23 protein-coding genes and 1 riboswitch are annotated in these 18859 nt (G+C 41.0%); of the genes, 8 read left to right on the top strand and 15 right to left on the bottom strand.

The annotated features are described in order from the left end of the window. The first annotated feature begins 209 nt into the window (after positions 1–209). Positions 210–830 (top strand): GDSL-type esterase/lipase family protein, encoded by a 621-nt coding sequence (locus tag ACESTK_RS07040; protein WP_173719044.1) that lies wholly within the window; start codon positions 210–212, stop codon positions 828–830. 289 nt (positions 831–1119) lie between these two features. Further along, the gene (locus tag ACESTK_RS07035; protein ID WP_118578831.1) at positions 1120–1875 is read left to right on the top strand and encodes an N-acetyltransferase; all 756 of its coding nucleotides are present in this window, start codon (positions 1120–1122) and stop codon (positions 1873–1875) included. A gap of 210 nt (positions 1876–2085) precedes the next feature. On the opposite strand, the gene ACESTK_RS07030 is transcribed toward ACESTK_RS07035, so the two are convergent. Next, positions 2086–2646 carry a folate family ECF transporter S component gene (locus ACESTK_RS07030; RefSeq protein ID WP_173718422.1) on the bottom strand — a complete coding sequence of 187 codons (561 nt, stop codon included), beginning with the start codon at positions 2644–2646 and terminating at the stop codon, positions 2086–2088. An 86-nt stretch (positions 2647–2732) separates the two neighbouring features. Continuing rightward, positions 2733–2834: riboswitch (THF riboswitch) on the bottom strand. Positions 2835–3360: 526 nt separating this feature from the next. Here ACESTK_RS07030 and ACESTK_RS07025 point away from each other — a divergent pair. After that, entirely contained in the window at positions 3361–4518 is a 1158-nt protein-coding gene (locus ACESTK_RS07025; protein ID WP_173770905.1) for a hypothetical protein, read from the top strand. On the opposite strand, the gene ACESTK_RS07020 is transcribed toward ACESTK_RS07025, so the two are convergent. The 3 genes from ACESTK_RS07020 to ACESTK_RS07010 form a co-directional block, all read right to left on the bottom strand. After that, positions 4499–5374: an amidohydrolase family protein gene (locus ACESTK_RS07020; protein WP_373119287.1), complete on the bottom strand. Its 876-nt coding sequence runs from the start codon at positions 5372–5374 to the stop codon at positions 4499–4501. The two genes, ACESTK_RS07025 and ACESTK_RS07020, sit on opposite strands and share 20 nt — an antisense overlap. 18 nt (positions 5375–5392) lie before the next feature. After that, on the bottom strand, positions 5393–5584 hold the full coding sequence (locus ACESTK_RS07015; RefSeq protein ID WP_325064492.1) for a DUF6783 domain-containing protein: 192 nt from the start codon (positions 5582–5584) through the stop codon (positions 5393–5395). A gap of 104 nt (positions 5585–5688) precedes the next feature. Beyond that, complete coding sequence (locus tag ACESTK_RS07010) at positions 5689–6843, bottom strand: alanyl-tRNA editing protein (RefSeq protein ID WP_226836617.1); 1155 nt, start codon at positions 6841–6843, stop codon at positions 5689–5691. Here ACESTK_RS07010 and ACESTK_RS07005 point away from each other — a divergent pair. From ACESTK_RS07005 to ACESTK_RS06990, 4 genes are all read left to right on the top strand, one after another. Beyond that, positions 6835–7152: a DUF6783 domain-containing protein gene (locus ACESTK_RS07005; protein ID WP_373119321.1), complete on the top strand. Its 318-nt coding sequence runs from the start codon at positions 6835–6837 to the stop codon at positions 7150–7152. The genes ACESTK_RS07010 and ACESTK_RS07005 overlap by 9 nt on opposite strands. Before the next feature lie 84 nt (positions 7153–7236). After that, complete coding sequence (locus ACESTK_RS07000) at positions 7237–7749, top strand: RNA polymerase sigma factor (RefSeq protein WP_118578819.1); 513 nt, start codon at positions 7237–7239, stop codon at positions 7747–7749. Next, positions 7750–8244 carry a hypothetical protein gene (locus ACESTK_RS06995; RefSeq protein ID WP_187566129.1) on the top strand — a complete coding sequence of 165 codons (495 nt, stop codon included), beginning with the start codon at positions 7750–7752 and terminating at the stop codon, positions 8242–8244. Position 8245: 1 nt separating this feature from the next. Next, the gene (locus tag ACESTK_RS06990; protein WP_373119285.1) at positions 8246–9013 is read left to right on the top strand and encodes a hypothetical protein; all 768 of its coding nucleotides are present in this window, start codon (positions 8246–8248) and stop codon (positions 9011–9013) included. A gap of 68 nt (positions 9014–9081) precedes the next feature. Here ACESTK_RS06990 and ACESTK_RS06985 read toward each other — a convergent pair whose 3' ends face one another. The 11 genes from ACESTK_RS06985 to ACESTK_RS06935 all read right to left on the bottom strand — a co-directional run bounded on the left by ACESTK_RS06985 (position 9082) and on the right by ACESTK_RS06935 (position 17487). Next, the gene (locus ACESTK_RS06985) at positions 9082–10077 is read right to left on the bottom strand and encodes a biotin--[acetyl-CoA-carboxylase] ligase (protein WP_373119283.1); all 996 of its coding nucleotides are present in this window, start codon (positions 10075–10077) and stop codon (positions 9082–9084) included. Next, on the bottom strand, positions 10067–11056 hold the full coding sequence (locus ACESTK_RS06980) for a WYL domain-containing protein (protein ID WP_347088682.1): 990 nt from the start codon (positions 11054–11056) through the stop codon (positions 10067–10069). The genes ACESTK_RS06985 and ACESTK_RS06980 overlap by 11 nt, the downstream gene beginning before the upstream one ends. Positions 11057–11066: 10 nt before the next feature. After that, positions 11067–11324 carry a hypothetical protein gene (locus ACESTK_RS06975; protein WP_148462181.1) on the bottom strand — a complete coding sequence of 86 codons (258 nt, stop codon included), beginning with the start codon at positions 11322–11324 and terminating at the stop codon, positions 11067–11069. Between the two features lie 284 nt (positions 11325–11608). After that, positions 11609–12301 carry an LrgB family protein gene (locus ACESTK_RS06970; protein WP_118578809.1) on the bottom strand — a complete coding sequence of 231 codons (693 nt, stop codon included), beginning with the start codon at positions 12299–12301 and terminating at the stop codon, positions 11609–11611. Next, positions 12298–12660 carry a CidA/LrgA family protein gene (locus tag ACESTK_RS06965; RefSeq protein ID WP_118578807.1) on the bottom strand — a complete coding sequence of 121 codons (363 nt, stop codon included), beginning with the start codon at positions 12658–12660 and terminating at the stop codon, positions 12298–12300. Before ACESTK_RS06965 ends, ACESTK_RS06970 begins: the two co-directional genes overlap by 4 nt. Further along, on the bottom strand, positions 12657–13133 hold the full coding sequence (locus ACESTK_RS06960; protein ID WP_118578805.1) for a hypothetical protein: 477 nt from the start codon (positions 13131–13133) through the stop codon (positions 12657–12659). The genes ACESTK_RS06965 and ACESTK_RS06960 overlap by 4 nt, the downstream gene beginning before the upstream one ends. 169 nt (positions 13134–13302) lie before the next feature. Beyond that, complete coding sequence (locus ACESTK_RS06955) at positions 13303–13764, bottom strand: metallophosphoesterase (protein ID WP_373119281.1); 462 nt, start codon at positions 13762–13764, stop codon at positions 13303–13305. Positions 13765–13819: 55 nt separating this feature from the next. After that, complete coding sequence (locus ACESTK_RS06950) at positions 13820–15046, bottom strand: endonuclease Q family protein (protein ID WP_373119279.1); 1227 nt, start codon at positions 15044–15046, stop codon at positions 13820–13822. A gap of 103 nt (positions 15047–15149) precedes the next feature. Continuing rightward, a complete protein-coding gene (locus ACESTK_RS06945) occupies positions 15150–16148 on the bottom strand; it encodes a glycoside hydrolase family 5 protein (RefSeq protein WP_118578801.1) in 999 nt (332 codons plus the stop codon). Continuing rightward, positions 16148–16714: a M48 family metallopeptidase gene (locus ACESTK_RS06940; protein WP_226814855.1), complete on the bottom strand. Its 567-nt coding sequence runs from the start codon at positions 16712–16714 to the stop codon at positions 16148–16150. The genes ACESTK_RS06945 and ACESTK_RS06940 overlap by 1 nt, the downstream gene beginning before the upstream one ends. Further along, complete coding sequence (locus tag ACESTK_RS06935; RefSeq protein ID WP_306467726.1) at positions 16708–17487, bottom strand: HD domain-containing protein; 780 nt, start codon at positions 17485–17487, stop codon at positions 16708–16710. The genes ACESTK_RS06940 and ACESTK_RS06935 overlap by 7 nt, the downstream gene beginning before the upstream one ends. Before the next feature lie 370 nt (positions 17488–17857). On the opposite strand from ACESTK_RS06935, the gene ACESTK_RS06930 reads away from it, so the two are divergent. Continuing rightward, positions 17858–18754, top strand: coding sequence for an AraC family transcriptional regulator (locus ACESTK_RS06930; protein ID WP_226836606.1), 897 nt, complete (start codon positions 17858–17860; stop codon positions 18752–18754). The last annotated feature ends 105 nt before the right edge of the window (positions 18755–18859 follow it).

Genomic DNA, 18859 nt, shown 5'->3' with positions numbered 1-18859 from the left:
AGCCTGTTTGAGAAAGGCTTTCTGTATTTTATCTTTCGTAGAATAGGGAATAGTCGATCTGAAAAGATGACCTTCGATACCAGATGACTTCTGGTGAGTCTTATTATAGGTTCTCTATCTCCATTTGTCCAGTCTTTTTTTTACAAATTTTTCTAAAAAAACTATAAACCTTTTTGTTCTTGCAGTATAATATTAACGGAGGTAAAATTATGACAATATTAACATGTCTTGGTGACAGCATCACCGATTGTGAACACTGCTTTTCCAGAGATTTCCTTGGCAATGGCTATGTAAAAATGCTGTCAGACTGTCTTAAAAGGGACGGCTCAGACTATCAGGTACGCAATTATGGCACTGACGGCTTTACTATAAACAGACTTCTGCAGAGAATTCAGGGTGATTCTGATTTTACAAGTGATATTATAACAATTTTAATCGGAATTAATGATATTGGATTAATAATGAATACGGACAGAACACCGTTTCAGCAGAGGAATATGCTTTTTTCTTTTTACAAATGCTATGCAGATCTTATAACAATATTAGCAAAATCGAACTCGCGCATTATTTTAATGGAGCCTTTTCTTTTTCCCTGGCCTGCCTGTTATAGAACCTGGCTTCCTTTTCGCCAGAAAATATCACAAATGATCCACCAGCTATCAGAACAGTTTCAAATTTCTTATCTTACATTGCATGAGGAATTGAATGAAAAGGCGCGTCGTTATGGATATTCAGAAATTACTACAGATGGGATTCACCTTACTGAGCAGGGACAAAAATTTCTGGCAGACAGATTGTATAAATTAATTTGCGGCTATTCACCGTACTAGTACATCGTTTTCGAAATAACTATACCACTCACTTGTCTGTGAATCCGATTGCACAGGTATAAAAGCCTCGGCGTAGCCCGCTACGCCTGCGTTTTTATACCTGCACACTCGAATTCACATCCTACGCGATTGGTATAGTTATTTACGAAACGATGTACTAGAGCGTGTTTGAAAAAGGCTTTCTGCAAGATGTGTAAAAAGCAATCTGTCTTATAACAGACTATTTTCAGTTGCATTGCTGGATACAATTATGTATAATGACCCTAAACTTATAAAAGAAGGTTTTTTTATGGATAAAATCATTAAAGAAATTGAAGATATGTCACTAAATGCATGGCCCTCCCATAAAATGGAGCTTTATGATGGATGGATTCTCCGTTTTTCCTATTTTTATACACATAGAACAAACAGTGTGGAGCAGTTCGGAACTTCTACCCTTTCCTGGAGGGAAAAGGTTTCTTTCTGCGAAGCAGAGTATGCCCGACTGGGCAGCCCTGCAATTTTTAAGATCAGTCCTCTGGTTTCTCCGGATTTTGATTATCTTCTGGAAAACCGCAACTACGAAATCCAGCATACAACAAATGTTATGGCAGCCTCACTGGATGGAGCAGATCTTTCTGCGCCTTGCGATCTGGTAACTCTTACTGACGATATTCCAGATATTTGGATTGAAAGTCTTTTTGATCTGAAAGGCACCATTAATCCTGTTCACCGTGCTGTAGTTCCATCCATGTATCATGCCATCGTAAAAGACACCGTATGCGCCTCCATCTGGAGTAACGGAAAAATTATTGCAACCGGGCTTGGCATTCTGGATCGAAATTATATTGGATTGTACGCTATCCATGTTCGCGAAGATTTCAGACACAAGGGTTATGCTCGTCAGATTTGTACTGCACTTCTAAAAGAAGGAAAAAAGAAAGGCGCAACTAAGGCCTATCTTCAGGTAGTAGAGGGAAACACTCCAGCACGTAATCTTTATGAATCACTTGGACTTCATTATCTCTACACCTATTGGTTCCGGGTTCAGACACATACAAACTGAAAACTTTTCAGAACATGTTTAAAAAAGGCTGCGATCAGTGTTTATCCTGATCACAGCCTTTTATTTGGGAATCGTATTTTTTGACTTATTCAACAAGTTGATTTCTCAAACAATCAACTTTCCAGTAAGTGCATTGCTTCATAATCCATCTTATGCCATATTATTTAATTTGGGGTTTTGTATATAATTCAGCTCCTGGACTGCTGCCATTTATACGGTCTTCTTCTCCAGCTTAGCAGGTCTTATGTTTCCTACAACCATGCCTGTAAGCGGGCTGAAATAAAGAAGACTGGTAAGTACGCAGTAGATTGGAGTCATGATTGCAAACTGTACAAGACGTCCTGGCATAATTGCATAGAAGTTTGCTCCGATCATTACCAGTCCTGCAGTGGTCAGTCCAAGTGTTCCCACTACGCCAGAGACTGCAATTGCGACACACATAACAACAGTCTTTACTTTTCTGTTCTTTTCAGCCATTAGTTTTCCAGCCAGTCCGGGGATCACACCCCAGGCAACTGCTGATAAAGTAATCAGTGGATTAACTCCATAGCCTTTCATAAAACATCCAATGATATCGGCAACAGCACCTTCTACACCACCAGCTACAGGTCCCATCCAAAGACCTGCCAATACAGTGGCGACAGTTCCCAATGTAATTCGATATACACCAAGATCAATTACCAGAACGCGTGACAGCACAAGCTGGATTGCTACCAGCAGTGCAAGGAATACAAGAGTCTTAACACTCCATGTCTGTTTGTTTTTACGCATAAAAAAAACACCTCCATAATGATTAAAATAACAGAGTAGTTACCATAAATAATAATCCCTCCACATTATGAGATGTTCTCACATGTAGCAACGGGTGCGGAAAATATATCGTAAACAGTCCTGCTGCTTTTCGTTTCACGGCGACTCCCCAGCCAATGAACACTTGACGCATAAATTCCTACTTCGCTATTATTTATTTAAAATGATTATAGCACAAAATATAGAAATTTCAATATGTATTTGTTATAATATTCACATAAATAAATTAGTCGTTACTGTTTACTGGTAATGTTCCGCGAGTGTTTTTTGTGAACAAAGTTCACAGAAAACCCGAGAATCTTAGCGCGAAATCATGCGAATGCATGATTTCTGTGCATCGCGAAGCGCGTTACTGTTCACTGACAAATGTTTGTGCATACTCTCCTCTTTTTCGCATATTCTAAGAATATCTTCCCTTATATAGGAAAAATATTTGACAAAAAGGAGTGTTTCTATGAATATAAAATCCACAAACAAATCATCCTGCCAAAAACAGTCGCCACTACAGAATCCTTACAATGTTTTTTATAATAATTACATGAATACAAATGCTACTACAGAATGTACAGGACTTGGCTATCGTATGCCAGATAACTCGGAGGAATGGAATGCATGCCGAGAGGTTTTCGATTTTCTTCCTGTACCATTTCCGGATTCGGAGGATACAAAGCAACAATGAAAAATTTCACAAAACTATTACTTGGCTCTTTGGTACTGTTCTCTCTGTCAGGATGTACTGCCGGTGATATAATCACCAGCTATACTTCTACTTCTGATCAGAGTGAAACCACCTTACAGAACACTTCAGAAACGCCCAAACAGCGTGTTTATATGGATGAAATCAAAGGAACCCTTAAGGATTTCACCGGTGCCACCCTGACTATGGAAAGTCAGGAACAAACTTACGTTTTTGATCTTTCTGAAGCAACTTTGGAATGCGAAGATGGCATGATCACTGGAGATGAAATCAGTGTCATTTATGAGGGTCAGCTCTCTAACAAGGATACCAGCACTGTAAAAGCATTGAAAGTAGTAGACGACTTTCACAAAAAGCATCAGCTGGAAGTACGAAAGGCCTATGGGGAAGTACAGAGTCTGACTCCAAATACCATTACCATAAAAAATAAAAAAGGCAAAACAGCCACCTATCCAATCACTGGAACTGAACAATATTATCAGAATGGCATCCGCACCGGTGTATGGGTATACATTCATTTTAAAGGCAAGTTTGCTTCCAGTCAGGATACCCAAAGTTCTTCTCTTAATGCCAGTCATCTGAAAGTACTAAGCATTTCAGATATTGATCCGCTTACACTTCCAGATCCAACACCAACACCAGATCCTGCACAAGTTTCTGCCGATGACTCAGCAAAAGAACAGCAGATTCATGCAGAAATTCAGAATATTTCCCTGAATACGCTCACAGTTCTTCCCTCTGGCTCTGACAGCACAATAAATGTGGACTTGTCTCAGATTCCTTCTTACTTTAAAGGTGGAACAGCACCAGGCTCCTATGTAACCATAACTTGCACTGGACAATTTCAGGGAAATTCACTGGATGGTGTTACTGTTACAGCAGTCACCGGTGATGATCCGGATTCTCTTGGAAGCCGGGAAATTACCAGCTCAGTCAGCGGTACAATTATAGGCCATACAGCAAATACCGTCACACTTCAAACTGGCGATGGCGCAACCATAACCTGCTTTACAGAAGGGGCAAAGGATACCTCCACCAGTAATATGGAATCCGGCGCAGGTATCTGCATTACCTTTGATCCTACAAAATCCAAAAATTCCAACATTTATACATCTATCAAGATTCAGGACGCCTGAAGGTGTCCTGAATCCTTTTCTCTCCATCTACCAGCCAGGCTCTCACATCCCCGGATTCTCCCAGAATGTCCATAAATGCCTGGTATTCATCCATTAAGCCCTTCCCATGTAAGACCATATAAGCTCCTGCATCACTTCCAAGAGCCACCTTTGCTCGGTACTTGTATGCCAGACGAAGGTTCTTTGCGGCCAGTTCTATAATAGGATCAAGCACTGATTCCTTATATCTTCCACATCCACGAAGATTTCGAATTGTCACAAGAGTAGGAACCCATACACTATCACTGTCAGCTAATTCTCTGATTGTTTCCGGATCAATATAATTTCCATGTTCTACTGAATCCACACCAGCTTCCACAGCTGCCTGTACACCATAAATTCCATTGGTATGGCTCATCACCGCCATCCCTTCTTCATGGGCAATATGTACCATCTCGCAGACTTCCTTCCTGTCTAAAGGCGTTCCGGTAATCTGTCCATGGTTATTAAAATCCAGAAGTCCTGTGGTCATAATTTTAATAAAATCTGCCCCTTTGTTTTTCGCTTCTTTCAAAAGGACATGGTATTCTTTCATAGTGTCAAAACCTTTTCCCACGATAGAGCCATAGTGTCCATTTTTATGGATGGCAAAAATAGGAGTACGATAATCAATTCCATATTCTGGTGCCAGTTTCCTGGCTCTTTCCGATACTCCTAATGCATCTCCACCATCTCTTACAAAGACAATCCCCAGCTCTTCATAAGCTTTCAAATGTTTCCGTATCACTTCATCGTTTACATGATCCTTATGAATAGAAATTGCATCTTTATAATTCAGTCCATCCATGATCAGGTGCGCATGACACTCTCCAAACATTTCTTCCTATAACACTGATTATCTTGAAAAATAATTCAGCTTTTCCTTTCTTCCGCAGAGCGTGTTTGAAAAAAGGACTTCTGCAAGATGTGCGTCACAATTTGTGGGAGATTTTGTCCGGAGGAGGGCATCGTAGCGGGCTATGACAACCGAATTCGGGCAAAATATACCGCAAAGTGGGGCGTACAGATTGTGGGAATGCTTTTTCAAACACGCTCTAATACGGATTTTTTTCAATCCTCTTTTATTATTTATTGCAACTATTCAGCGGGTGCTATTCCGCAAGGTGCTTTTGCGAAGGAACTGAACAACTGCTATTTATTTTCGAAAAAGGCTCGAATTTCTTTCTCGGAAGCCTGCACAGACCCCTGTACAAAGAAAGGCTTACCGCCTCCCCTGCCATTCAATACTGCATTCATCTCTTTTGTAAACTGACGTAAGTCTCCGTCTTTTTCTCCCATAGCATACTTATAGCTTCCATCTGCATTCCTGGAGAATACTGCACAACGCCCCTTACAAACCTGTAAAATTGCATCTGCAAGCTTCTGAACGCTTCCTGCTTCCATTCCTTCCTGGAATAAAAGCACATTCTCTTTTTCTTTCCATTTAGCAGCTTCGCCAACGATAAATTCTTCTTCTAACGCATGTACTCTTCCCTTCAGAGCAAAATTTTCATCCTGAATCCTTGCTACCGCTGACGCTGTTTTGTCCATTTTCGCAGACAGCTTCACGGAAATCTGACGATTCTGTTCATTTATCATGTTCAGATAATCAAGCACTCGCTTACCTGACAGCATTTCCATACGAACCCCCTCACGGAATTTCACTACAGAAAGCAGCTTCACCATTCCAATTTCTCCAGTACGCGTCACATGAGTTCCACAGCATGCGCAGGTATCTGCTCCCGGGAAGCGCACAATACGAACCCATCCGGAAAGCTCTTTCTTACTTCTGTAATCCAGATTTTTAAGTTCCTGCTCTGTAGGATAAAAAATCTCAACTTCCTGATTTTCCCAGATAATCTGATTCGCTTTCGCTTCGATTTCGGCCATTTGTTCTTCATCCAGCATTCCGCTGAAATCGATGGTGATCACATCGCTTCCCATGTGGAATCCCACATTGTCATATCCAAATGCTTCATGTACCAGCCCACTTACAATATGCTCTCCGGAATGCTGCTGCATAAGGTCAAATCTTCTGCCCCAGTTAATTTTTCCTATTACATCCATACCAACTTCCAAAGGCCCATCTGTATAATGAACTAACTCTCCATCCTTCTCATGAACTTCCTTAACATTTATTCCGCCTAATATACCGGTGTCACTGGGCTGTCCGCCTCCTTCTGGATAAAAAGCTGTCTGGTTTAAAATTATTTCATAGCCTTTCTTGCTCTCACGACACTCCAACACCTTGGCGGTAAATTCTTTTTTATATACATCTTCATAATATAACTTTTTTGTATCGTACATAAATGCTCCTTCTTTCATAAATTAAACAGCAGGATTTATTTCTATCTTTTATTCACGAAACTGATTATAGTCTATTTATGCTCTTCCCGCAATTTTTATTTTTTCTTTGTATTTAGTCATTTCAGGACGTGTTCAAATATACCGCAATCTCCCACAAAGTGGGGCGTGCAGATTGCGGGAATGATTTTTCAAACACGCTCTAGCCCATCCGATATCTATGAATTCTCTCATGCAAGCATGGCTCATTCATGGTTTCCATCCGGGACTTTTATAGTAAAAACACCTTGCAAAATAGTACCAGCTGAATAATTACAAAATTTTTATTTATTTTTGAAGAACTTTATCAGGCAGTCGCGTTATAATTAGAGAACGGACAGGAAGGAGGCTGATAACATTTCACAGGAAGAATATCTGGAATATCTGATTGACCAATACCAGAATCTGATATATTCCATATGTCTGAAATCAGTAGGTAATCCTTTCGATGCAGAAGACCTCACTCAAGAGGTATTCCTGTCTGCCTACAAAAGTCTCGCCCACTTCGATGGGCTTTATGAAAAAGCCTGGCTTAGCAAAATTGCAGTACGCAAATGCCTTGATTTCCTAAAAGCTGCCGGACGCCGTTCAATTCCAACGGAAGATATTTATTTCTCACAGCTTCCTGATCTGGAGAATCATTCTTCCCCAGAGGAACAGTATCTGCAGTCTGATTCGGAACAGCAGGTATTTCGGATATGCAGCGGCCTGAAAAGTCCTTACAAGGAAATTGCCATTGCTCATTTCTGTAAACAGATGTCCGTAACAGAAATATCGCAAAAAGAAGGCAAAAACCCTAAGACCATTCAGACACAGCTATATCGTGCAAAAAACATGTTGAAAAAAATGTTGGCAGAAAGGAGCGATTAAATGCATATCAATAGTAATGACCTGAATAATTTTCAAAATGAAGAGATGAACACTGATGAAATCATTGCATTTCTGGAACATATGAAGCACTGCGACTACTGTCTTAACCAGCTTGCGGACGAATATACAGATCATGCATCCTCAGCTCCCGCCTATCTGAAAGAAACAATTATGGAACGTGTTACAGCTCCTGATATTCAGATACAGAAAACAGCAGCGGATGCTACCTATAAAATGCGGTTTTTCTATGAGGGGCTCCGCACTGTAGTCGGAGTCGTACTTGCACTGGTTATGTTGTTCAGCCTTGGGCAAATGGACTTCGTCTCGCCTCAGCTTCCGCAGTCCACAGCCAAATCATCTGAAACGCGCCGGGAAATTAGAACTTCATTACGTAATTTTTCAAATGGAATTACAGATGGAATCTCTGATGCTCCCCAGAAAGTTGTCAACTACATTAATTCTATTTCAAATACAATAACAAACGGAGGTAACTAACATGCAAAAACAAAAAAAAGGATTCCTGCTTTTTATCTCTTCCCTGATTCCTGGTGCGGGAGAAATGTATATGGGATTCTTTAAGCAGGGAATCAGCATTATGACTCTATTCTGGGCTATTATCGCAATTGCCGGAGGGCTTAATATCTCCTCTCTGGTTATCTTTCTTCCTGTATTATGGTTCTACAGTTTCTTCCATGTTCATAACTTGAAAGAACTGCCGGAAGAAGAATTTTACGCGATAGAGGATAACTATATTCTGCATCTTGACCGTATATTTCAGAATAATATCAGGCTCTCGCAAAAACATATTAAAATTGCGGCAATTCTCCTGATTGTTTTCGGAGTTGCTGTTTTCTGGAATGGTTTCCGTGATCTGCTCTTCTGGATTTTACCAAATTCTCTGGCTATTATTATACAGGATATCATGTACCAGATTCCTTCTGTTATCATTGGAATTCTGATCATCGTTGCCGGTTATCAGCTTCTTACAGGAAAAATCAAAAGCATCTCTCCTGACGAAAAAGCTGATTGTAAAAAAGATGTGTCAGAACATTATTGGCAGCCATATCGTCCTTATCAACAGCCTGTTGATAACAGCGCTCCACAAATGAATACAAAATCAGCACCTACCTCAACAGTGTCTTCAACAACACAGCCAGATCAGAATGCGGATAATGTAATAAAGAATACCGATATCAAAATTTCGGATACTACTTCAGTTCAACCATTCATTACTGCTGAGCCAGACAATAATTCTGCAAAATAGAGTAACTATTCCAATAAAAGTCAGGTATCTGCCACATAATATTTCTAATAACTTTACCGCCGATAAATTTATTTTATCGGCGGTATTTTTATTGAGATTTCTCCAAAAGCCAGCTTACTCTGAGTGCCATCAGTCTCCTGAACCAGCAATTTCCCATCTGGACAAATCGCTAATGCTCTGGCACTTCTGCTGCTTTTATTATCTGTAATTGTAATTTCATTTCCTGGAACAATATTATGTTCCACGTATTCTTCCGACAATTTCAATTCCCGGTTTTCTTCCAGAAGATAGTTCACAATCTGCGCTGCAAGGCGGTTCCTGTCCGCAGTTCTGGAGGATTGTTCATCTTCATAGATTCCTCCGGCAATTTCCTGAAGCTCTTTGGGGAATTGTTCCTGCTCAACGTACAGGTTCAGCCCAATTCCTACAATTGCAAATTCTATATTTCCACTTTCAAAATCTGTGACCGCCTCTGTAAGAATACCACAAACCTTACGGTTATCCTTGTACAGGTCATTTACCCATTTAATTCCAAGTTTTACACCGCATACTTCTTTCACAGCCTTATACACTGCAGTAGCTGCTGCAGTAGTGATCAGAAGACTGCCCTCCAGTGTCCCCTTCGGTTCCAGAATAACACTGAGATAAATCCCACTGCCTTTAGGAGAATAAAACTCCCTGCCTCTTCGTCCTCTTCCTGCTGTCTGCTCCATGGCAACAACAAAAGAGCCGTGTCCAGCCATTCCGCTCACAGCCAGCTGCCTGGCCTCCAGATTGGTAGAGCTGATTGCATCAAATATTTTTATCTCAACCTGTGGATCCTCCAGAAAAAGTCTGATTCCCTCTGCTGAAATCAGATTACTCTCTCTTGCAAGCATATATCCCTTATTCGGTCCGGCCTCAATGGGGTATCCTTCCTGGCGCAGACTGTTCACAGCTTTCCAAACTGCGGCTCGTGTACAGGAAAGCTCCCTGCCAATATCCTCACCAGATAAAGTTTCACCTTTATGCTGTTCTAATAACTCCAAAAGTCTGGATTTAACCGTCATGCTTTTATCCTTCATAATTCTCCAGGGCTTTTCTTAAAAAATCCCGGTATTCTTTTCGCACATTCTCCGGTGAAATCACTCTCACGCTATTTCCAAGGGCAGCAAGCCAGCCATAAAACTGTGTACTTACATTCACCTGTACCCTGGTGACGGAGTGCTCATTGTCCTTGGACATAATCATAATATCCTGACCAAATCGATCAATCATTACACCAACAAGATGGTTCTCAAATTCCAGATTAACTTTCTCTTCACGGCCTCCAAACATTCCAAAAGTACCGGCAGCAAATCTGGCACTGTCAAATTTCCGGAAGAGTTCGGCACCATTTCTTGCTTCATTCTCTGTAAGGATCTTCAACATTTTATCTACGCGGTAATGCTTCACAATGCCACTCTTCTCATCGACTCCTATCAGATAATAATTACCATCCTGCCATATCATCTGCCATGGACTGATCTGATAGCGAGCTCCACCTTTCTTCAGATGTCTCTCCTTGGACACTGTCCATTCTGTATACTGAAAGCTGATCTGTCTGTTCTGTGAAATTGCTCTGTGTATCTCATCTACATTATAATAAATGCTCTCGTTTGTATTCTTCACCTGATCCAGTACGATTGCCTGCCGCTGCAGGTCTTTGGCCTGATAAATACTGGTAAAGTGCTCCAGTTTCTGGATCAACTGCCGCGATTTCCCAACAGTAAGAAATCTGGAAAACTGAACAGCATCTACAAGAAGCTTCAGCTCTGCAGTCTCAAACTCACGGCTTGCAAGATAAAAACCTGACGGTCTCTCTCTTCGATTCATAATATCCATTCCGAACACACGCAAAGTCTCTATATCGTCATATATCGTCTTCCGCTCTGCATGAATTCCCAGACTCTCCAGATAGGAAATCAGATCTTTCACACTCATGGGATGTGCCTCATCTGTTTTCTCAGAAAAGACTCGCATAAGATATAAAATTTTCAGTTTCTGCTGGAAAGATTTTGGCATATCCTTACTCCTATTTATCTGTCAATACTGCTACGACTCCAGAATATAATACCATAAAAGCAAAGAGCAGAGCAATAAGATCTGCACCATGAAAATCATAATTAAAGATCATAGCTCCCCCGATCATGAGCTCCAACGTAATAAAAAGTCCCAGTATCATGGCTGTGCTCCCGGAAAATTTCCTGCCGCGGCTCTCCTGTGTATCCTCCATATATCCCTCTGCAAGGGCAGCTCTTCTGCTGTTAATATTTCTGCCTGATTTCCACATAATATCTCCTCCGTTTCCCAAACTCCAATATCATCCGCCATCAAATACCGAACGTATTTTCCGAACATATTTTCTTTATGAGACTAGTCTACCACAATATAAGTCCTATAAAACGGTACGAATCAGTAATTTCCGAATATCTGTTCGTTTTTAAGTGATAAAAAAACGTCTGAACCTGTTTCAAACAGAATCAGACGTTTTACTTTTTACAAAATCTAAATGAACATGTCTACAGGCTTATTTATTCGCTATACTTTCATAGTAGTTAATCCACAAACATGTTTTTACATAAATCCAGCGAACACAGAAGCGGCAATAACAGTAAGAAGTCCGGCAACGGCAATTGCCAGGCTGCTCATAGCACCTTCTACAGGACCCAGTTCCATTGCCTTAGATGTACCTATGGCATGGGCTGAAGTTCCAAGTGCCAGACCTTTCGCGATAGGCTCCTCAATTTTTGCCACTTTAAGGACTGCCTCCGCAATCACATTTCCCAGCACACCAGTGATAATAATAACTGCAACAGTGATCGTAACAAGTCCGCCAAGTTCTTCCGATACACCCATTCCAATGGCTGTAGTAATGGATTTCGGAAGCAGAGTAACATACTCCGAATGGGAAAGTCCAAACAGCTTTGCAAAAATCAAGACACTGACCATACTTGCAAGTACACCGGAAACAATTCCTATAACGACAGCTTTCAGATTCTTACGAAGCAGAGTAAGCTGTCTGTAAAGCGGTACCGCAAGACATACTGTAGCAGGAGTAAGCAGATAACTGATATACTGACCGCCTGCATTGTAGGTCTTATAATCCACCTGCATAAACTGAAGCATTCCCATTACACATAGAATTGCAATCAAAAGAGGATTAAACAGCGCCATTTTAAACTTTTTCTTCAGCAAAAGACCGACCTCATATCCAGCCAGACTTAATGCCGCCCCGAAAAACAGGGAATTTTCTATAAAATTTATCATTTCTTATCTTTCCCCCTGTCCTTTCTGATCACAAACTGAGTACTGCGTCCAGTAACTACCATTACAATGACGGTTGTCAGAATTGTTATGAGCACAACAGGAAGCCAGATTGGTTGCAGATCACCCCACGCTTCCAAAAGTCCCACACCTGCAGGAACGAACATAACCGGCATAATTTCAACCAGAAAATCTGCTGCTTCCTCTACCTGCTCAAGTTTCAGAATTCCGCTTGCAAGTGCTCCAAGCATCAGCACAAGACCATATACACTGGCCGGTACCGGAAGAGGCAAAAGGATATGTAATCCCTCACCCAACGCTGAAACCAGCAAAATAATACAAAATTGCCTCAGATACTTCACTTTTTGTCTTCCTCCTCGCTGTCTCCACAAAGAAGTTCATTTGCAATTTCCAGATAAGGCTGAAGCTCCTCAAGAGAAGCCCTGCCATTTCGCTTCATCTTTGTAATCCCTGGATACTGTGCAGGGATGGATCTTGTCATATTTCTGTCACCGTAGATTTTCACCATATCTCCATTTTCCAAGGTATCCCCGGCAATTAATTTATCATTTTTGTTATAAATTCCTTCCTTGGGAATCGCTGCCTTGAAAACAGTTTTTTTATCCATATCTACGAATACCATTTCCTTCAGTATATCTCCGGCTTCCACATAAATAGCTCTTATGGCTTCATTTTCCAGACGGGCTTCCTCCTGTTTGTCTTTCTGTGCCTGTCTGGCAACCAGATTCCAGAACGAGCCGCCTACTACGCCAAAGATCACCAGAAGAATGACAATTCCTACAATGAATTTTACATCGATTTCTTTTTTCTCCACTGCAAATCCTCATTTCTTTCATGGCTTTTTCTTCTGCCCTATTATACATTATCTTGTTAAAATTGCAATGTCATCTTTCGACAATTCTCTCCCCTGTTTTTCCCAATTTTTCTACAACATAATTGTAAAACTGTGTTCTGGATATTCCTTTTTTCCACATTGCAACTGTTCAGAGCACGATTTTTTCCACCTGCCAGCTGCCGTTTTCCACGGTCATAACTGCCATGGTCACGTCTCCACCAAAGCGGCTTCTGCCGCAGCTTCCAGGGTTCAGCCACAGCCTTCCGCCAATTTCTTTTGCAAAATACTGATGACTGTGTCCAAAAATCACCACCTGGGTATCCCCTAACTCCCAGGCAACATCTTTCCTGTCATGAACCATAAAGAATTTCACATTTCCAACTGTAAAGTTCAAGCTTCTTCGCAGATTCTGTGCCCAGTATCCATCATTGTTTCCTCGCACTACATATAAAGCGCCCAATGATCTTATAGTATCCAGAAGCTCCGGTCTGTCCACATCTCCAGCATGAAAAATGCAGTCACAGGACTGTAATATGTCCAGAACTTCTGTCCGTAAAAGACCATGTGTATCTGAAATAATTCCAATTTTAATTCTCTTATTTTCTATCATTTCACCGTTCCTTATACCACATTCATCTATATTTTTTCAAAAAACAGCCTTTTCCTCAAAACAGACAGATTTTCCCATACTCGCCGTCAAATCCAGGTTTACAGATTACTTCTCTGTTTCTAAGTTTCCGAATGCCTGAAGCAATCATGTGACTACTTTCTTTCTCAATATCCGCAATGGGAATTTCCCTTAAAATATCAAATTCATTTCCCAGTTTCTGAAGCATCTTTTCATATTCACCAGTGACTATTTTGGTGGTTACAGCCTTTCCAACACAGGCAGAAATCACCTCAGGAAGAGGTACAATGCTCTCAAAAGGTCTGGCATTTTTTCTCACAAACCCATTTTCTCTATCAGCCAGATCCATAATTCTGTGATTCACTCCCATAGTCAGTTTTTTCCCACATATAGGACATATTCCATGATACTTTTCTGCTTCTTCCGGACTCAGACAGATGTGACATTTTCTGTGTCCATCATAGTGATATTTTCCCTCTTCCGGGAAAAATTCCAGTGTTCCAAGAAAACCTTTTCCATATTGGACAGCACCATAAAGTCCCTGATAGGACAATTCAATGTCCAGTAAGTTAGCCTCTCTTCCAAGCTTTGATGGAGAATGTGCATCTGAGTTTGAGATCAGCTGAAGTCCATCAAGTGCAGATAAACGCCAGTTCATAGGTGGATCTGAAGATAATCCCGTTTCCACAGCATGAACATATGAAGTAAGATCTTCAAAACATTCTTCCATGGTATCAAACCCTGATGCGGCACCAAAAAGCCCGAAGTGGGGAGTCCAGATATGTGCCGGAACCAGCATTCCATCGGCACAGTTTTCCAGTAAAATTTCCAGAAGATCGTGACAATCAAGTCCCAGTATTGGCCTTCCGTCTGAGTGAATATTTCCAATCTTTTCCAGTCTCCCAGCTATTTTATCTGCTTCTTCAAGGCCGGATAAAAGAAGTACATTATGCACCTTGCGGCACTTTCCATTCTTCTTATAGATAGAACTGATCTCCCCTGTAATTACGAAACGGGGAGCTCCCCCAGGAAGCATTTTCGCCTCTTCCAGCACATATTCATCTCTTAACCGATACAGTCCACTTTCTGCCGGAACCAGCTTTTCTTTCAGTTCCTCCCGCCAGGCAGGATGGGTAAAATCACCGGTTCCCACTAAAGAAATTCCTTTTTTTCTTGCCCACAGATCCAGATATTCCGGGGTTCCAAGCTTGCTTGTTGCCATGGAATATCTGGAATGAATGTGAAGATCTGCGATTATTTCCACTTAATTAACTCCATTTCAGTCATTTATATTTTGATTTGCAACTGCTCAAAATTCTCAAAACTATAGAAAAAAACACTTTCCAATGTGTTCTTTTTATTTCTTTTTATTTCTTTTTATACCAGTTTGTAATCCATTTTCCTGCTGCTGTCAGATTCTTTGAGGACCATTTTCCTGTATTACTGCAGCCGGATTTTATAAATGCAGAGCTTTCTGCCTTATTTGACAGGCTCCATGCCATATAGCTGATATTGTTTTTATCCAGGAAAGTCAGCCACTTTTTTGCTTCAGCTTTATCAAGTCCACCATTTCCAGAAGCATCACAAATACTAAACTCGGATACAAATAACGGCAGTCCTTTATCAAGGGCAGCCTGTGCTTTATCTCTCAGCCATTCCTTATGTGTTGCTGCGTAAAAGTGCAGGGTGTACATTACGTTTTTCCTGTATTTCTTACTAACCGGGGAAAGCGCAGCCTGATCTACATCCTGTGACCAGTTGGGCGTTCCTACCAGAATCACAGCTTTTTTGTCATAGGTGCGGATACCTTTTATAATCTTTTCAGCGTATTTTTTTATTGTACTCCAGGATGTTCCTCCATTTGGCTCATTACAGATTTCGTAGATCACATTGGTATTATTTTTGTATTTTTTTGCCATTTTTTTGAAAAACTTCAAAGCTTCTTTCTGATTTTGCTGAGGGTTTCCATCACTTAAAATATGCCAGTCAATAATCACATACATACCTGCATTTGTGGCATATTTTACACCGTTATCAATACACGCTTCCAGCTTACGCCGATTGGATGCATCCCCGGTACAATAGCCGTTATATTCAGCAGTATACATGGCAAGACGCACTGCATTTACCTTCCAGTTTTTCTTCATAAAAGTAAATGCACTTTGATTTACATACTCTGGATACCAGGACAGACCATGGGTGCTGATACCTCTAAGCTGTACTTTTTTCCCACTGCTGTTTACAAGCTGTGTGCCTTTTACCTGTAATCTGGGAAGCTTGGACGCAGCCGCTACCGGTACACAGAATGCACATAAAAATACGATTGCAATAAGCAAACCGAACCATTTTTTTCCTTTTTTTCTCATTAAAAACCCTCCTCCATTAATCTCCAGCCGTTGTCTTTCAGCCACTTTTGTCTTTCCCGGTAATCTGGAAGGATCTTCTCAACTTCTTTCCAGAATGCCTGGGAATGGTTCATTTCCCTACGGTGGCAAAGCTCATGGACCACCACATAATCCAGCACCTCAGGAGGTGCCAGAATTAACAGCCAGTTAAAATTCAGATTTCCATTTGCGGCACAGCTTCCCCATCTTGTTTTCTGTTGACGCAGGGTAATTTTCCCATAGCTTACCCCTAACTTTTCTGCATAATATGCCACTCGCCTTGGAATTACCACGCAGGCTTTATTCTGCAGATGCTGTCTTTCCAGGGCAGACAGCTTTTGTACGTTCTCCTTCTGTGCATCTCTTTTCTGGATTTTTTCCAGATTTTTCAGGATCCATTCTTGTTTTTCTTCCACAAATTTCTGAATTTTTGCTTCGGAAAGACGGAGAGGCGCGCGTACAACAACACTGCCATCAGCCTTAATTTCCAGGCTCATAGTTTTGCGGCTGCTGCGGATGATCTGGTAGGAAATCTGAGAGCTCAGCATAGGATTTTCTCCATGTAAGCGTTCATTTGCTGCTCCAGTATTTCCATCTTTTCCCTGGTGTCTTTCTCCTTATATTCCAACCGCTTTATAATCCTGGAAATGTAATCCTTTTCTTTCATGATCCGCCATGTTTCCTTAAAATTCAGGTCATAATACTGCGCTGCATAGGATACCCAGTAATCTACGGATGTAATCCTGTCAGGAGATGAAACTGCCTCTTTTCTCAGGCAGGATTCCCATACCTTTGGAGATATTTTGCCTTCTCCGGCATGCTCCTGAGGGACACCGATCATAGCCTCCACAGAATCCACCAGCTTCACTCTGCAATTGTCCAGCTTGTCTGCATCGCGGATCATTTTTGCGTGGAAAAGAGTTCTTTCGTCCTGAATTCCTTCCAGCCTGAAATCACTGTGTCTGGCAATTGCCACGCGAATGAGCTCATCATAGCTTCGGTCTTCTATGAATCTGCTGATCATCGGATTTTCTCCCTCAAATAACAGTTGTACACCGAATGCAGCGTGATCCATAGTGTCCGGTGAAAAGCTGTTATAAAGACGAAGCTGTTGGAATCTTCCAATATCGTGAAGCAGGGCAATAAGCTCCGCAAGCTGTTGGTCTTCCTCATTCAAATGCATTCTGTGACCAATTTCACGAGCACTTTTTACCACCCCATATGTGTGAATGATTTTTAATTTTATCTTTTCATCTTCTCTGTCATATCCATTTAAATAATCCTCGAAAACGCCTCTTGCATGTTTAAAATCTATCTTCAAAATGCCTTCCTTTCCGCTGTATCTTTTGCACATCCAGAGCGAATATTAAGTAACCGCTTTTGTCAATGTGCAGATACTGAACAGCAGCTCTTTTAATCCTTATTATAAACCACCTGGTTTTCTTTTCCAATAAAAGCGTCAGATTTTCGAAAATTTCTACAGACTTGCGAAGGTTTGACGCATAACGTATAATACAAGACAATGATAACATATATTAATTATAAGCAAACAAATTTCGCTATTGTTTACATTTCGTTACGGTTCACTGGTAACGTTCCGCGAGGCGTTTTTGTGAACAAAGTTCATAGATAACACAATTCTGCATGCTTCGTGAAGCTTGTGGATAATACTCATTTTCAGGGAGGATGCCATGGCAGATAAAATACCTGATATTTCACCAAACGTAGACGAAACCATGAAGGAGCTTGAAACCCATGGTTCTTTTGAGCTGCCAGTAGAAACTTATACAGATAATTGTGAGATTTTCCGCTCCTTATACAACCACTGGCATAAAGAAATGGAGATCATCTGTATTGACAAGGGAAACGGGCTTGCAAGGCTTAACCGGGAAACACTGCGTCTGAAAGAGGGAGATCTTCTCATTGTCAACAGCGGTGTTCTGCATGGAATCAAGTCAGATTCCAGACATATTTTATATTACAGAAGCGTGGTGTTTGACCTTAGCTTTCTGGCGGGTCCTGCAGGGGATCTCTGTCAGGAAAAAGTAATCTCCCTGCTTATGGAGAACCGGGCAGAATTCACCCATCTGATCACTCCTGCCAATGAAAATTATAATAATATTTTCCATCTTTTCTGCGAGATCCATAAATGCCACAAGGAAAAACCGCCCTTCTATTATATGAAGCTGAAAGGACTTTTCTATGGGCTTTTTTATGAAATGCTGGCAGGAAATTACATCATTACTACAGATGCCGAACAGAACAGGAATCTTTTATCTGTAAAAAAGGTCCTGGACTATATCAGTGCCCATTACCGTGAGCCTCTGTCTGTAAAGGAACTGTCCGGTCTTTCCAATTACAGTGAATTCTATTTTATGAAGCTGTTCAAACAGTATACCGGAAAAACAGCAGCAGCCTACCTGAATGACTACAGACTTGAAAAGGCAAAGTCCCTGCTTTTGCATACAGATGCATCTGTGACGGACATTGCTCTAGATGTAGGTTTTAACAATACCAGTTATTTTATAAAAAAATTTCAGGAAGCCAATCAGCTGTCCCCTCACAAATTCCGCAAAAAAATGTCATAACAGAACAGTTTTGTTGTATTTTTCTAAGAGATGCATATGCTAATATAACACCATCGAACAAAGGTGATGTCCACGGCATCAGGCATACCGGTGGATTTCAGACGA

The organism is Ruminococcus sp. Marseille-P328 (genome assembly GCF_964249465.1).
Classification (GTDB): Bacteria; Bacillota; Clostridia; order Lachnospirales; family Lachnospiraceae; genus Blautia_A; species Blautia_A faecis.
This window is presented reverse-complemented; position numbering and strand designations above follow the sequence as displayed.